Annotated in this window: 10 protein-coding genes and 1 pseudogene; 6 read left to right on the forward strand and 5 right to left on the reverse strand. The window is 72.2% G+C overall.

Annotated elements, in window-relative coordinates; genetic code table 11:
• Positions 1–451 (reverse strand): annotated as a pseudogene (locus tag ACZ5Y0_RS30150) (IS5 family transposase); the annotation flags it as partial.
• Positions 452–616: 165 nt separating this feature from the next.
• On the opposite strand from ACZ5Y0_RS30150, the gene ACZ5Y0_RS30155 reads away from it, so the two are divergent.
• The 5 genes from ACZ5Y0_RS30155 (at position 617) to ACZ5Y0_RS30175 (ending at position 7,746) form a co-directional block, all read left to right on the forward strand.
• The gene (locus tag ACZ5Y0_RS30155; protein WP_469131844.1) at positions 617–1,357 is read left to right on the forward strand and encodes a response regulator transcription factor; all 741 of its coding nucleotides are present in this window, start codon (positions 617–619) and stop codon (positions 1,355–1,357) included.
• The gene (locus ACZ5Y0_RS30160) at positions 1,354–2,985 is read left to right on the forward strand and encodes a sensor histidine kinase (RefSeq protein WP_469131845.1); all 1,632 of its coding nucleotides are present in this window, start codon (positions 1,354–1,356) and stop codon (positions 2,983–2,985) included. The genes ACZ5Y0_RS30155 and ACZ5Y0_RS30160 overlap by 4 nt, the downstream gene beginning before the upstream one ends.
• Before the next feature lie 14 nt (positions 2,986–2,999).
• On the forward strand, positions 3,000–4,493 hold the full coding sequence (locus ACZ5Y0_RS30165) for a bifunctional glycosyltransferase family 2/GtrA family protein (RefSeq protein WP_469131846.1): 1,494 nt from the start codon (positions 3,000–3,002) through the stop codon (positions 4,491–4,493).
• The gene (locus ACZ5Y0_RS30170) at positions 4,490–6,706 is read left to right on the forward strand and encodes an ArnT family glycosyltransferase (RefSeq protein ID WP_469131847.1); all 2,217 of its coding nucleotides are present in this window, start codon (positions 4,490–4,492) and stop codon (positions 6,704–6,706) included. The genes ACZ5Y0_RS30165 and ACZ5Y0_RS30170 overlap by 4 nt, the downstream gene beginning before the upstream one ends.
• A gap of 281 nt (positions 6,707–6,987) precedes the next feature.
• The gene (locus ACZ5Y0_RS30175) at positions 6,988–7,746 is read left to right on the forward strand and encodes a TetR/AcrR family transcriptional regulator (protein WP_469131848.1); all 759 of its coding nucleotides are present in this window, start codon (positions 6,988–6,990) and stop codon (positions 7,744–7,746) included.
• A gap of 18 nt (positions 7,747–7,764) precedes the next feature.
• Here the strand turns inward: ACZ5Y0_RS30175 and ACZ5Y0_RS30180 are convergent, their stop codons facing one another.
• The 4 genes from ACZ5Y0_RS30180 to ACZ5Y0_RS30195 form a co-directional block, all read right to left on the reverse strand.
• On the reverse strand, positions 7,765–8,235 hold the full coding sequence (locus tag ACZ5Y0_RS30180; protein ID WP_469131849.1) for a PPOX class F420-dependent oxidoreductase: 471 nt from the start codon (positions 8,233–8,235) through the stop codon (positions 7,765–7,767).
• A 48-nt stretch (positions 8,236–8,283) separates the two neighbouring features.
• Positions 8,284–9,105 (reverse strand): YceI family protein, encoded by an 822-nt coding sequence (locus tag ACZ5Y0_RS30185; protein ID WP_469131850.1) that lies wholly within the window; start codon positions 9,103–9,105, stop codon positions 8,284–8,286.
• A gap of 70 nt (positions 9,106–9,175) precedes the next feature.
• On the reverse strand, positions 9,176–11,608 hold the full coding sequence (locus tag ACZ5Y0_RS30190) for an MFS transporter (RefSeq protein ID WP_469131912.1): 2,433 nt from the start codon (positions 11,606–11,608) through the stop codon (positions 9,176–9,178).
• 85 nt (positions 11,609–11,693) lie between these two features.
• Positions 11,694–12,227 (reverse strand): MarR family winged helix-turn-helix transcriptional regulator, encoded by a 534-nt coding sequence (locus ACZ5Y0_RS30195; protein WP_469131851.1) that lies wholly within the window; start codon positions 12,225–12,227, stop codon positions 11,694–11,696.
• A 214-nt stretch (positions 12,228–12,441) separates the two neighbouring features.
• Between ACZ5Y0_RS30195 and ACZ5Y0_RS30200 the strand changes: the two genes are divergently transcribed.
• Positions 12,442–12,639: a hypothetical protein gene (locus ACZ5Y0_RS30200; protein WP_469131852.1), complete on the forward strand. Its 198-nt coding sequence runs from the start codon at positions 12,442–12,444 to the stop codon at positions 12,637–12,639.
• Positions 12,640–13,032 lie beyond the last annotated feature (393 nt).

Genomic DNA, 13,032 nt, shown 5'->3' on the forward strand with positions numbered 1-13,032 from the left:
GAGATCCCGACGACCAGGGGCAGTCCGTTCGCGTCCGACAGGACGTGCATCTTGGAACCCGGCTTGCCCCGGTCCACGGGGCTCGGACCTGTGTGTTCGCCCCCTTTTTAGCGCGTACGTGAGCAGAGTCGAGAACCACGCGGGAGACATCCACGAGGCCGGCCTCGTCGAGCCGGTGCAGCACGGCTTCGTGGAGGCGGCCCCAGACACCGGCCCGCGACCAGATCATGAAGCGGCGGTGTGCGGTCGACTTCGATATCCCGAAACACGGCGGCAAAGCCCGCCAGGCGCAGCCGCTGACCAGTACGTAGATGATCGCCGCGAACAGCGTCTCATCAGGCGTGTTCTGCTTTCCGCCGCCCTGCGGCCGCACCCGGTCCTCCGGGATCAGCGGCTTGGCGATCTCCCACAAGCCGTCCGGAACAATCCAACTCCACGTACCCCGCCCCATGCCCAACCCAACGACCAACCGACCATGTAGGACACGGTCTAAGCCGACGTACGGACCGCCCGAACGCACCTGCCCGCGCTCCCCCGGGAGCTCCCTGTGCGTTTCTCAGGGAAATCACAGACAGCGGAAAGCACGTTCTCAGAGGACCCCGACATGGTGTCTGCCATGACCACGACCTCGCCCCAGGGGCGCACCGAACTGCTGAGGCCGGACGGGAGCCCCGTCCGCGTGCTGGTGGTGGACGACGAGTCGTCGATCACCGAACTGCTGTCCATGGCCCTGCGCTACGAGGGCTGGCAGATCCGGAGTGCCGGCGACGGCACGGGCGCCATCCAGGCCGCCCGTGAGCTCCGGCCCGACGCCGTCGTCCTGGACATGATGCTCCCCGACATGGACGGGCTGACCGTCCTCGGCCGGCTGCGCCGTGACCTGCCGGACGTCCCCGTCCTGTTCCTCACCGCCAAGGACGCCGTCGAGGACCGGATCGCCGGTCTCACCGCCGGCGGTGACGACTACGTCACCAAGCCGTTCTCCCTGGAAGAGGTCGTCGCCCGGCTGCGCGGGCTGATCCGCCGCTCCGGCGCCGCCGACCGCCGCTCCGAGTCGGTGCTCGTCGTCGGCGACCTCACCCTGGACGAGGACAGCCACGAGGTCTCACGGGCCGGCGACAACATCCACCTCACCGCCACCGAGTTCGAGCTGCTGCGCTTCCTGATGCGCAACCCCCGGCGGGTGCTCAGCAAGGCACAGATCCTGGACCGCGTGTGGTCGTACGACTTCGGCGGCCAGGCCAACGTGGTCGAGCTCTACATCTCGTATCTGCGCCGCAAGATCGACGCGGGGCGCGAGCCGATGATCCACACGCGGCGCGGCGCCGGTTACCTGATCAAGCCCGCCGCGTCATGAGCGGGCGACGACGGCCGCGTGCGCGGAAGCGAGCAGGCAAGCCCCGCACCCTGCGGACCCGGCTCGTCGTCGCGTCGGTGGTACTGATCGCGGTGGTCTGCGCGGTGATCGGCACGGTGACGACGCTGGCGTTGCGGTCGCATCTGTACGAACAGCTGGACGGCAAGGTGCGTGAGACCGCGATGCGCGCGGTGGGCGGCCGCATGGACGGCAAGCGGCCACCCGACGGCGCGACCCCGCCCGCCGACTCGAACGACGTCACGCCGGCGAGCGCCAGGGCCGCGAAGTTCGTCACGCAGGGCCCGACACAGCCCGCGACCATCGCCGCGTACGTGGAGGACGGCAAGATCGTCGGCGCCGCCATCGCCGAGCAGGAGAAGGACAGCAACGGCGTCTTCAAGGACATGAGCGCCGGCAGCCTCGACGCGGCGCAGAAGGCGGCCCTCGCCTCCGTGGCGAAGGACGGCAGGGCCCATTCGGTGCACGTTCCGGGCATCGGCGCGTACCGCGCCGCGTACGTCACCAGCTCGGACGGCGGTGACACGTACTACGTCGCCCTGCCCGCCGAGGATGCCGACAGCACCGTCGACACCCTGATCCTCGTCGAGCTCAGCGTCACCGCCGCAGGTCTCGGTGCCGCCGTCATCGCCGGATACGTGCTCGTCGGCCTCGCCACCCGACCGCTCCGCAAGGTCGCCGCCACCGCCACCCGGGTCTCCGAACTCCCCCTGCACACCGGGGAGGTCAACCTCTCCGAGCGGGTGCCCGAGTCCGAGACCGACCCGCACACCGAGGTCGGCCAGGTCGGCGCCGCGCTCAACCGGATGCTGAACCACGTCCACGGCGCCCTGCACGCCCGCCAGGAGAGCGAGACGCGGGTCCGCCAGTTCGTCGCGGACGCCAGCCACGAACTCAGAACGCCCCTGGCTTCCATCAGGGGGTACGCCGAGCTGACCCGCCGCGGACGCGAGCAGGTCGGGCCCGACACCCGGCACGCGCTGGCCCGGATCGAGTCCGAGGCCGACCGGATGACCTTCCTCGTGGAGGACCTGCTGCTGCTCGCCCGCCTCGACGCGGGCCGCCCGCTCCAGTTCGAGCAGACCGACCTCGTCCCGCTCGTCATCGACAGCGTCAGCGACGCCCGCGCCGCCGGGCCCGACCACGTGTGGCGCCTGGAACTTCCCGAGGAGCCCGCCCTCGTGTCCGCCGACGCGGCGCGTCTCCAGCAGGTCCTGGTCAACCTGCTGGCCAACGCCCGCACCCACACGCCGCCGGGGACGACCGTCACCGCGCGCGTGCGGCGGCGTGGCCCGTGGCTGTGCGTGGACGTCCACGACAACGGTCAGGGCATCCCGTCGGGCCTGCTCCCGCGCGTCTTCGAGCGGTTCGCCCGCGGCGACTCCGCGCGCTCCCGCGCCACCGGCTCGACCGGCCTGGGACTCGCCATCGTGCAGGCCGTCGCGACCGCGCACGGCGGCGCCGTGACCGTCGACAGCGTGCCCGGACGGACCGTTTTCACCCTGCACCTGCCCGTCCCCGCCGTGCCCCGGCCCACGCCCGGAACGAACGGCCAACGGGACTCACAGGGCCGGCACAGGGTCACCACATGGGTGCGACAGGGCGCCTGACGAGAGTCGTTGACATGCGAACCGACTCTTCTCCCGGCACTCCGCCGGCGCGGGAGCACCTCCCGGCCGCCACCGCCGGTACGCCTGTCCTGGACGTAGTGATCCCCGTCTACAACGAGGAGAAGGACCTCCAGCCCTGCGTGCGCAGACTGCACGACCACCTGACGCGGACCTTCCCGTACCCGTTCCGCATCACCGTCGCGGACAACGCGTCGACGGACAGCACTCCCGATGTGGCGAGGCTGCTGGAGGCGCGGGTCCCGGAGGTGACCTCCGTCCGCCTGGAGCAGAAGGGCCGCGGACGGGCCCTGCGGACCGTCTGGTCGGCCTCGGACGCCCCGATCCTCGCCTACATGGACGTGGACCTGTCCACCGACCTCAACGCGCTGCTGCCGCTGGTGGCGCCGCTGATCTCGGGCCACTCCGACCTGGCGATCGGCTCCCGGCTGGCCCGCAGCTCCCGGGTGGTGCGCGGAGCCAAGCGGGAGTTCATCTCCCGCTCCTACAACCTGATCCTGCGCGGTTCGCTCCAGGCCCGCTTCTCGGACGCCCAGTGCGGCTTCAAGGCGATCCGCCGCGATGTGGCGCGACTTCTCCTCCCGCTGGTGGAAGACACCGGCTGGTTCTTCGACACTGAGATGCTGGTGCTCGCCGAACGAGCCGGTCTCCGTATCCACGAGGTGCCGGTCGACTGGGTCGACGACCCGGACTCCACGGTGCACATCGTGAAGACGGCGACCGACGACCTGAAAGGGGTATGGCGCGTGGGCCGGGCGCTGGCCACCGGTTCGCTCCCCCTGGACCGGCTGACCAGGCCGTTCGGCGACGATCCCCGCGACCGCGACATCATGGACGTACCCAAGGGCCTGGCCCGTCAGCTCGTCGGCTTCTGTGTCGTCGGTGGCTTGTCCACCCTCCTCTACCTGCTGCTCTACAGCGGTTTCCGGCAGTTCTCCGGCTCCCAGGCGGCCAACGCGCTCGCGCTGCTCGTCTCCGCGGTCGCCAACACCGCCGCCAACCGCCGGCTCACCTTCGGGGTGCGCGGCCGGGCCGACTCCGTCCGCCATCAGGCCCAGGGTCTGGTCGTCTTCGGCATCGGGCTCGCGCTGACCAGCGGTTCCCTCCTCGCGCTCGACGCGGCGACGTCCGACCCGGCGCACGCCACCGAGCTGGCCGTCCTCGTCGCGGCCAACCTGGCGGCGACGGTTCTGCGCTTCCTCCTCTTCCGCGCCTGGGTGTTCCCGGACCGGCGGGGCGACGAGGAGCCCGAGCCTCCACTCCGGGCCCAGCCTCCGGCGCGGACCGCCGCCCCGCCGACGCACCCCGCCCCCGGTCCGCTGCCGCAGCGGCCGGGCGGCCCGCCGCGGAACCCCCACACCTCTCCGCGGAACAGCAGCACGCCCCGGCCCCACGCCGGCGAGGCCGCGGCGGACGGCCCCTGGCGGGACGTCACCGCGCGGTCGCAGCCGGTTCGCCCCCACGACACCGATCCGGGGGACGCCCGATGACCACCCCCTTCCACGACACCGCCCAGACGGCCACTACGGCCACTACGGCCACTACGGCCACTACGGCCACCTCGAGCGAGGCCGGGACGGCACCTCCCGCGCCGTCGCGGGAACCGGACGCCCCCGCCCCCGGGCCGGGGGAGCCGACGCGGCCCTTCGCCCGCGGACTCCTGCGCGGCCGGCCCGAGGACCCCCGCTGGGCGCGCCCGGCCCTCCTCGGACTGCTGCTCGCCACCTGCGCCCTGTACCTGTACAACCTCAGCGCCTCCGGCTACGCGAACTCCTTCTACTCCGCGGCCGTACAGGCCGGCAGCCAGAGCTGGAAGGCCTTCTTCTTCGGCTCGCTGGACTCGGCCAACGCCATCACCGTCGACAAGCCTCCGGCCGCACTGTGGCCGATGGCGCTGTCCGTGCGGATCTTCGGCCTCAGCTCGTGGGCGATCCTCGTCCCCGAGGTGCTGATGGGCGTCGGCTCGGTCGCCGTCGTCCACGCGTCCGTCCGGCGCCTCTTCAGCCCCGCGGCGGGCCTGATCGCGGGCGTGGTGCTCGCGCTCACTCCGGTCGCCGCGCTGATGTTCCGGTTCAACAACCCGGACGCCATGCTGGCCCTGCTGATGGCGGTGGCCTGCTCGCTCGTGGTCCGCGCCCTGGAGGACGGCCGCACGAAGTGGCTGGTGTGGGCCGGTGTCGCGATCGGCTTCGCCTTTCTCGCCAAGACCCTCCAGGCCTTCCTGATCCTGCCGCCGCTGGCGATCGTGTACGCCGTCTGCGCGCCGGTGTCGCTGAGGAAGCGTTTCTCGCAGCTGGCCCTGGCGACGGCCGCGCTGGTCGTCTCCGGCGGCTGGTGGGTCGCGATCGTCGAGCTGTGGCCCGCGTCCTCCCGTCCGTACATCGGCGGCTCGCAGAACAACTCGTTCCTGGAGCTGACCTTCGGCTACAACGGGCTCGGCCGCCTCAACGGCGAGGAGACCGGCAGCGTCGGCGGTGGCGGCGGGGGCGGAGCCGGGACCGGTCAGTGGGGCGAGACCGGCTGGGACCGGATGTTCAACTCCGAGATCGGCGCTCAGATCTCCTGGCTGCTGCCCGCCGCGCTGATCCTGCTGGTCGCGGCCCTGGTGGCCACGCGCAGGCTGAAGCGGACCTCCGCGACCCGCGGCGCGTTCCTCATCTGGGGCGGCTCGCTGCTGATCACCACGGCGGTCTTCAGCTACATGGCCGGCATCTTCCACCAGTACTACACGATCGCGCTGGCCCCCTACCTGGCCGCCGTGATCGGCATGGGCGCCGGCCTCCTGTGGGAGAGGCGCGCCGAGATCCGGGCGTCCCTCACCCTGGCCGCCTCCGCCGTGGCCGCCGCGGCCTGGGGCTACGTCCTGCTGAACCGCACCCCGGACCACCTGCCCTGGCTGAAGTGGCTGGTGCTGGTCGGGGGCCTGGCCGGCGCGCTCGGCCTGGTCTTCGCGGGACGGCTGCCCCGGCGGCTGGCCCTCGCGGCGGCGGCCGTGAGCGTCATCGCGTCGCTGGCCGGACCGGCGGCGTACACGCTGAGCACCGTGAACTCCGCCCACACCGGCTCCATCCCGACCGCGGGCCCGGCGGGCGCGTCCATGATGGGCGGCGGCCGGGGCGGTCCCGGCGGCGGTGGCGGCTTCGGCGGCATGCCGGGCCAGCAGGGTCAGGGCCGGCAGAACGGGGGCGGCTTCCCCGGCGGCGGCATGCCAGGCCAGCAGAACGGCAACGGCAACGCGCAGGGGCAGGGGCAGGGGCAGGGCCAGGCCGCTCCCGGTGGACAGGCGAACGGCGACGGCGGCCGCACGGGCGGCGGAGGCGGCATGGGTGGCCTGATCAACGGCGCCAGCGTCACCGACGAGGCCGAGAGGCTGCTGCACACCGACTCCGACGCGTACACCTGGGCCGCGGCGGCCATCGGCTCCCAGAACGCCGCGAGCTACCAACTGGCGACCGGAGACCCGGTGATGGCCATCGGCGGCTTCAACGGCACCGACCCGTCGCCGACGCCGGCGCAGTTCAAGCAGTACGTCGCCGACGGCGAGATCCACTACTTCATCGGCAGCGGATCGGGCGGCGGCGCCACGGGCGGCAGCGGTGACGGCACGTCCGCGCAGATCACCGAGTGGATCGAGGCCAACTTCCAGCAGGTCACGGTCGGTTCGGCCACCTTCTACGACCTGACGCAGAAAGCGACCGGCTGACGTCCGGTGGTCGGGGGGAAGGGCGGTGACCGCGGTCGCCGCCCTTCTTCCTGTCCCTGCCGTCCCTGTTTCGTTGCGTGCCTGGTGTGCCTGGTGTGCCTGGTGTGCCTGGTGTGCCTGCTGTGCCGGCCGGCTGGTGCTGCCGCGCAGGGCGCCGAAGAAGGACGCGGCGACGGCGGCCGCGTGAGCCGCCCGTCGTCACAGCTCCGCGCCCTTGAAGACTCGGCCGCCGCCTAGCATCGTCATCAGCAGTGACCCGGAAGACCCCGGAAAGGTGCGCCATGGTGAGGGCTGCCAAGCAGGCCGCGCGGACCAGCGTGTGGTCGGAGGGCAAAGCGCGCCGGGGGCGGGGCGGGGGCCAGGCGTCGGGGCTGGACCGGGACCGGATCACCGAGGTCACCGTGCGGCTGCTGGACGCGCAGGGCCTGGACAGGTTCTCCATGCGCCGGCTGGCGACCGAGCTGAGCGTGACGGCGATGTCGGTCTACTGGTACGTCGACACCAAGGACGACCTGCTGGAACTCGCTCTCGACGCGGCCTTCGGCGAGCTGGAGCTGCCCGACCCGGAGGCGGCGGGCGAGGACTGGCGCGGACAACTCCGGGCCCTGGCGACGTCGTACCGGGCGCTGCTGGTGCGACACCCCTGGCTGTCGCCGCTGGCCGGGCGGTACCTCAACATCGGGCCGAACTCGCTGGTCTTCTCCCGAACGGTCCAGCGAGTGATCCGCCGCACGGGCCTGCCCGACCACCGCCTCACGAGCGCGATCTCGGCGGTCTTCCAGTTCGTGTACGGCTACGGAACGATCGAGGGCCACTTCTTCGGCCGCGTCGCGGACGCGGGCATGACCCCGGACGAGTACCTGCGGCACTCCATGAGCAAGGCGACCGAGGCGCCGGAGACCGCCGAGGTCATCGAGGAGTCCAAGAACCTCATGGCGGCCCGCGGCGGCGACACGGTCGCGGAAATGCTGGACCGCGACTTCACCTTCGCCCTGGACCTGCTGGTCGCGGGCATCGAGGCGATGGTGGAACGGGGCTGAGACGGCAGGGCCGCAGCCTCACTCCCCCGGGGCGAGCCGTGCCGGGAAGCCGCCGGTGGCGACCGGCCCCCACCGCTCGGGTGTGACCCGGATGATCGACTTGCCCTGCTTCACCATCGCCGCCCGGTACTCGTCCCAGTCGGGGTGCTCACCGGCGATGTTGCGGTAGTACTCGACCAGCGCCTCGACGGAGTCCGGCGCGTCGATGACCTCGGCGGTGCCGTCGATCTGGACCCAGGGACCGTTCCACTCGTCGCTCAGCACGACGACGCTGACCCGCTCGTCCCGCTTGGCGTTGCGCGTCTTGGCCCGTTCCGGGTAGGTGGACACGACGATCCGGCCCGAGTCGTCGACCCCGCAGGTCAGCGGCGAGGCCTGGGGGCTGCCGTCGGCCCGCCGCGTGAGGAGGATCGCGCGGTGCCGGGGACGTACGAAGTCCAGCAGTTCGTCGAGGGAGACGGACGTGTTGGTCGCGATGTTCGGTGCCATGGGGCCAGCGTAGGGGCGGGGACGGCCGCAGCGGCGACCCCGCCCGTCCTACGCCTGCGGCAGAGACCCTCCCTGCACGGCCTGGATGTCCAGTTCGACCTTGAGCGTCGTGCCGATGGCGGCGATGCCGGCCTGGACGACCTGGTTGTAGTGGATGGCGAAGTCCTCCCGGTGCAGGTCGGCCGTCGCGCGGAAGGCCGCGCGGGTGCCGCCCCACGGGTCGGCGCCGGTGCCGAGGTAGGCGAGGTCCAGGTCGACGGGGCGGACGATCCCGCGCAGGGAAAGGTCGCCGTGGACCGTCCAGCGGTCGGGGCCCGCGGCCGTCAGGCCGGTCGAGCGGTAGGTGATCTCCTGGTGCGCCTCGACGTCCAGGAAGTCCGCCGAGCGCAGATGGGTGTCGCGCATGCCGTTGCCGGTGTCGATGGACGCGGCCCGGATCACCGCCTCCACCCGGGACTTGCTGACGTCGTCGGGGGCGATCTCGACGGACGCGGTGAAGTCGGTGAACCGGCCGCGCACGCTGGAGATGCCCAGGTGCTGGGCGACCGCGCCGACCGTGGAGTGCGCCGGGTCGACGGTCCACGGGCCGGGCGGCGGCAGCTCGGTTCCTCCCTGCCGGGCCAGCGTGACCGTGCCGACCTCGGCCCGCCCGCTCGCGGTGACCAGCGCGCTCGCCGCGGCCGGCGCGTATCCGACGGCGGTGACGATCACGGTGTACGCCCCCGGCGCCAGCGCGGTCGCCTCGCGTACGGCGCCCTCCGCGTCGGCCTCGGCGCGCAGCACCTGCGTGCCCGTCGTGTCCGTCACCGTGACGACCGCGTGCGACACGGCCCATCCGTCCCGGGTGCGGATCCTCGCGGTCAGTCCCATCTCACGTAACTCCTCGAAGAGACCGGCCCGTGGCGGGGCGGACCCCGCCACGGGCCGGTGCCGTGTCGTGCTACTCGCCGGGGTGGGCGAGTTCGATGTCGTGACCGTCCACGTCGGTGCCGGCGACGGTCAGCGCGGTGGCCACCGGCGGGTATCCGGTCGCGATGACCGTGTAGTCGCCGCCGTCGAGGTCGGTGAAGGCGTACGCCCCGTCGACGCCGGTGGTGGAGGTGCCGACCACGTTGCCCGCCGCGTCGACGAGCGTCACCCGCGCGTCGGCGAGCGGACCGTGCGGCGCCCGGACGACACCCTGGACCTGGGCCCCCGCGTCGAGGACCAGCTCCACGCGGGTCACCCCGGTCGCACCCACCTCGACGGGCAGGGCGCGCGGCCGGAATCCCGCGGCGTTCACCGCGACGGTCACGGCACCCGGTACCAGTTCCGCGAAGGAGAACCCGCCCTGCTCACCGGTGGTCCCGGTGGCCAGCAGATCGCCGCGCACATCGGTGACGACGACCATGGCGTCCTTGACAGGCTCCCCCGACTCGGCGGCCCGCACGACACCGCCGAGTCCGCTGGTCCCGCTCAGCAGGATGTCGTACGCGACCGGCTCGCCGTTGACGACGATCGTGGACGCCTGCGGCTGGAACCCGTCGGCGGAGGCGATCAGGACGTACGATCCCGTGCCCGGCGCGTCCACCTCGTAGGAGCCGTCGGCCTGGGCGACCGAGCGGCCCAGCTGACGGCCCGCCAGGGAGATCAGCGTGACGGCGGCCTGTGGGACGGGCGCGCTCTCCGCGCCGCGGACGAAGCCGCGGACCGGGACGCCGCCGGAGGAGGCCGCGGGCGCGTCGACGGTGGCGGCTGCCGCGAGCCGCCGCGTGCCCTCGGGCCCGGCCTCGGTGGCAGCACCGGTGAGGACCTTCGCACCGGCGGAAGCCTGCACCTCGGCGGGAGCCTGGGCCTCGGCGGGGGTGTCCTCGGAGGCGGTCTGCGCCGACGCGCCCCGGGTCCTCAGCGGGACCTCCTTGATGAACAGCGTGATGAGGAAGGCCAGCAGGGCCATGGCGGCGGCGATCAGGAAGACGTCCGCGATGCCGTGGCCGTACGCGCTCTCCATGACCGTGCGCAGCGGCAGCGGCAGCTTGTCCATGTCGGGTATGGAGTCACCCGAGTTGGAACCGGCGGCGAGGGAGGCGTAGTCGGGGCCGAGGCCCGCGATGCCGTCACGGGCGTAGTCGCCGATGCGGTCGGCCATGACGGCGCCCAGCGCAGAGACGCCCATCGCACCGCCGAGGGAGCGGAAGAAGGTGACCGTGGAACTGGCCGCGCCGAGGTCGCTCGGGGCGACCTGGTTCTGCGTGGACAGCACCAAATTCTGCATCATCATGCCGACGCCGAGGCCGAGCAGGGCCATGAACCCGGCGGTCTTCCAGTACGGGGTGTCGTAGCGGATGGTGCCCAGCAGCCCGAGGCCCGCCGTGATGAGCACGCCGCCGCCGACCAGCCAGGCCTTCCACTTCCCGGTGCGGGTGATGAACTGCCCGGAGACGGTGGAGGAGACGAACAGGCCGCCGATCATCGGGATCGTCATGACGCCCGACATGGTCGGGGACTCGTCACGGGCCAGCTGGAAGTACTGGGCGAAGAAGACCGTGCCGGAGAACATCGCGACGCCGACGAACATCGAGGCGGCGGAGGACAGCGCGATGGTGCGGTTGCGGAAGAGGCGCAGCGGGATGATCGGCTCGCTGGCCCTCGACTCGACGAACACGAAGACCAGCCCGAGCAGGATCGAACCCGCGACCATCGCGCCCGTCTGCCAGGACAGCCAGTCGTACTTGTCACCGGCGAAGGTGACCCAGACCAGCAGCAGCGACACCGCCGCCGAGATGAAGAACGCGCCGGCCCAGTCGACCTTGACGTCCCGCTTCACCACGGGGAGGTGCAGGGTCTTCTGGAGCACGATCAGCGCGATCACGGCGAAGGGCACGCCGACGTAGAAGCACCAGCGCCAGCCCAGCCAGTCGGTGTCGGTGATGACACCGCCGAGCAGCGGACCGCCGACGGTGGCGACGGCGAAGGTCGCGCCGAGGTAGCCGGAGTAACGTCCGCGCTCACGCGGGGAGATCATCGCGGCCATGACGATCTGCGCGAGGGCGGAGAGGCCGCCCACGCCGACGCCCTGCACCACCCGGCAGGCGATGAGCATGCCGGGGTTCTGCGACAGACCGGCGGCGGCGGATCCGAGCACGTAGATGACGAGCGCCACCTGGACGAGCGCCTTCTTGTCGTACAGGTCCGCGAGCTTGCCCCAGAGCGGGGTGGTCGCGGTCATCGACAACAGGGTGGCGGTGACGACCCAGGTGTAGGCGGACTGCCCGCCGCCGAGGTCGCCGATGATCTCCGGAAGGGCGTTCGAGACGATCGTGGACGACAGGATCGCCACGAACATGCCGAGGAGCAGCCCGGAGAGGGCCTCCATGATCTGCCGGTGGGTCATCGGAGCGTCGCCGGCGGACCCTCCGCCGTGCTTCGCGTGAGCCCGCACACCGGCTGGTGTGGTCGTTGCCATGGGCTTCCTTCTCTTACGTCGCTTGTGCGGGTGTACGGGTGGTCTGTTCACGTGCCGGCCCACGCGGGTGTTCGCTCACGGGAACGGCAGCGGTCCGATGGGGCCGGTGCGGGGTGGACCGGCAGTCGCCGAAGCTGGCCCGCAGCCGGGTCATCAGTCCGATGAGCTGGCCGACGTCGTCGTCGGTCCAGTCGCTCAGCCGCTCCGCCAGCAGATCGGTGCTGCGCCGGGTCAGCTCGGCGAGCATCGCGTGGCCCTCGGGGGTGAGGCGCAGGATGCGCGAGCGCTTGTCCGCCGGGTCCGGGGACCGCTCGATCCAGCCCCGCTCGGCGAGGTGCGCGGCGTGCCGGCTGGTCACCGACATGTCGACGGCGAGCAGCTCGGACAGGGCGCTCATGCGCAGGTCGCCATGACGGTCGAGCAGCGTCAGCACACCCGCCGAGCCGGGTGAGCAGTCGGCCGGCAGTATCCGCCCGAGATCCCGCTTCACGGCTCCGACGGCGCTGAGCTGACGGGCCAGCTCCTCGAACTGCGCCTGCCCGGCCATCACACCTCCGTATTCGTTGCTTAGGGCAACCATAGAAGCGCTTGGTTGCTACAGGCAAACAAAATCGGACCGAGGGCCGCAAAAAGTTGGCAAAGGCAAGGGTTACGGAAGTAAATGCCGAGGTCGGCGGGCCGGCCGGGGGTGGTGATCCGTCCCCGGCGGAGCACGCCCCCCGCTTGGGTCCGCACGGCCGCTTTCGCTAGTGTCTCGGGGCATGGCTAACACGCAGGGCCCCCAGGGCAACCACGACCCCGCCGGCAGCACCCAGATGTTCCGGGCATTCGTCGACGAGGGCACCCCCCAGGCATCCCGCCAGGCCCCCGCCCCGACCGGCCCCCGCCTCGGCCTGATCCTGGCCGTCGTCGCGGCGGTGGCGATCGTCGCGGCGGTGGCCTGGCTGGCACTGAAGTAGGCAACGGAGAGGGCGACCAGTCCGGGCGGTACGACGCCCCGACGGCGGGGCGCGCCTGCGGCTGGTCCCCGTACGGACGTCTCGAGGGCCCGCCGCACCCGCTCCGCCCGAGCCCCCGGGCCCACCTCTCGGCCGTGTCCCGCTCGGCACGGCCGCACCCCTTCGGCCCGGCCCTGACGCGCCGGCTCCCCTGTCCGGCCGTTCCCCGCTCTCGGCGGTCCTCCCGAGGCCGCACGTCGGGCCGAGCCGCCCGTCCACGCCCCGTGCCGGCACCGGGGCGAACTCCCCGCCCACCCCCCTGTTCCCAGCGCCGGGGGCGAATCCACGAGCCACGCACGACATGGGCCCCCGAGACGCCGAACCCACCAGGTCGGCACCGGGCCCCTTCACAGC

This window comes from Streptomyces sp. NPDC033216, assembly GCF_055577115.1.

What these genes read in the sequence shown, in the direction of transcription:
- ACZ5Y0_RS30180 (WP_469131849.1), bottom strand. Translation starts at nt 8,235, where the DNA reads ATGGCACCGAACATCGCGACCAACACGTCCGTCTCCCTCGACGAACTG.
- ACZ5Y0_RS30155 (WP_469131844.1), top strand. Translation starts at nt 617, where the DNA reads ATGACCACGACCTCGCCCCAGGGGCGCACCGAACTGCTGAGGCCGGAC.
- ACZ5Y0_RS30170 (WP_469131847.1), top strand. Translation starts at nt 4,490, where the DNA reads ATGACCACCCCCTTCCACGACACCGCCCAGACGGCCACTACGGCCACT.
- ACZ5Y0_RS30200 (WP_469131852.1), top strand. Translation starts at nt 12,442, where the DNA reads ATGGCTAACACGCAGGGCCCCCAGGGCAACCACGACCCCGCCGGCAGC.
- ACZ5Y0_RS30165 (WP_469131846.1), top strand. Translation starts at nt 3,000, where the DNA reads ATGCGAACCGACTCTTCTCCCGGCACTCCGCCGGCGCGGGAGCACCTC.
- ACZ5Y0_RS30185 (WP_469131850.1), bottom strand. Translation starts at nt 9,105, where the DNA reads ATGGGACTGACCGCGAGGATCCGCACCCGGGACGGATGGGCCGTGTCG.
- ACZ5Y0_RS30190 (WP_469131912.1), bottom strand. Translation starts at nt 11,608, where the DNA reads ATGACCCACCGGCAGATCATGGAGGCCCTCTCCGGGCTGCTCCTCGGC.
- ACZ5Y0_RS30175 (WP_469131848.1), top strand. Translation starts at nt 6,988, where the DNA reads ATGGTGAGGGCTGCCAAGCAGGCCGCGCGGACCAGCGTGTGGTCGGAG.
- ACZ5Y0_RS30160 (WP_469131845.1), top strand. Translation starts at nt 1,354, where the DNA reads ATGAGCGGGCGACGACGGCCGCGTGCGCGGAAGCGAGCAGGCAAGCCC.
- ACZ5Y0_RS30195 (WP_469131851.1), bottom strand. Translation starts at nt 12,227, where the DNA reads ATGGCCGGGCAGGCGCAGTTCGAGGAGCTGGCCCGTCAGCTCAGCGCC.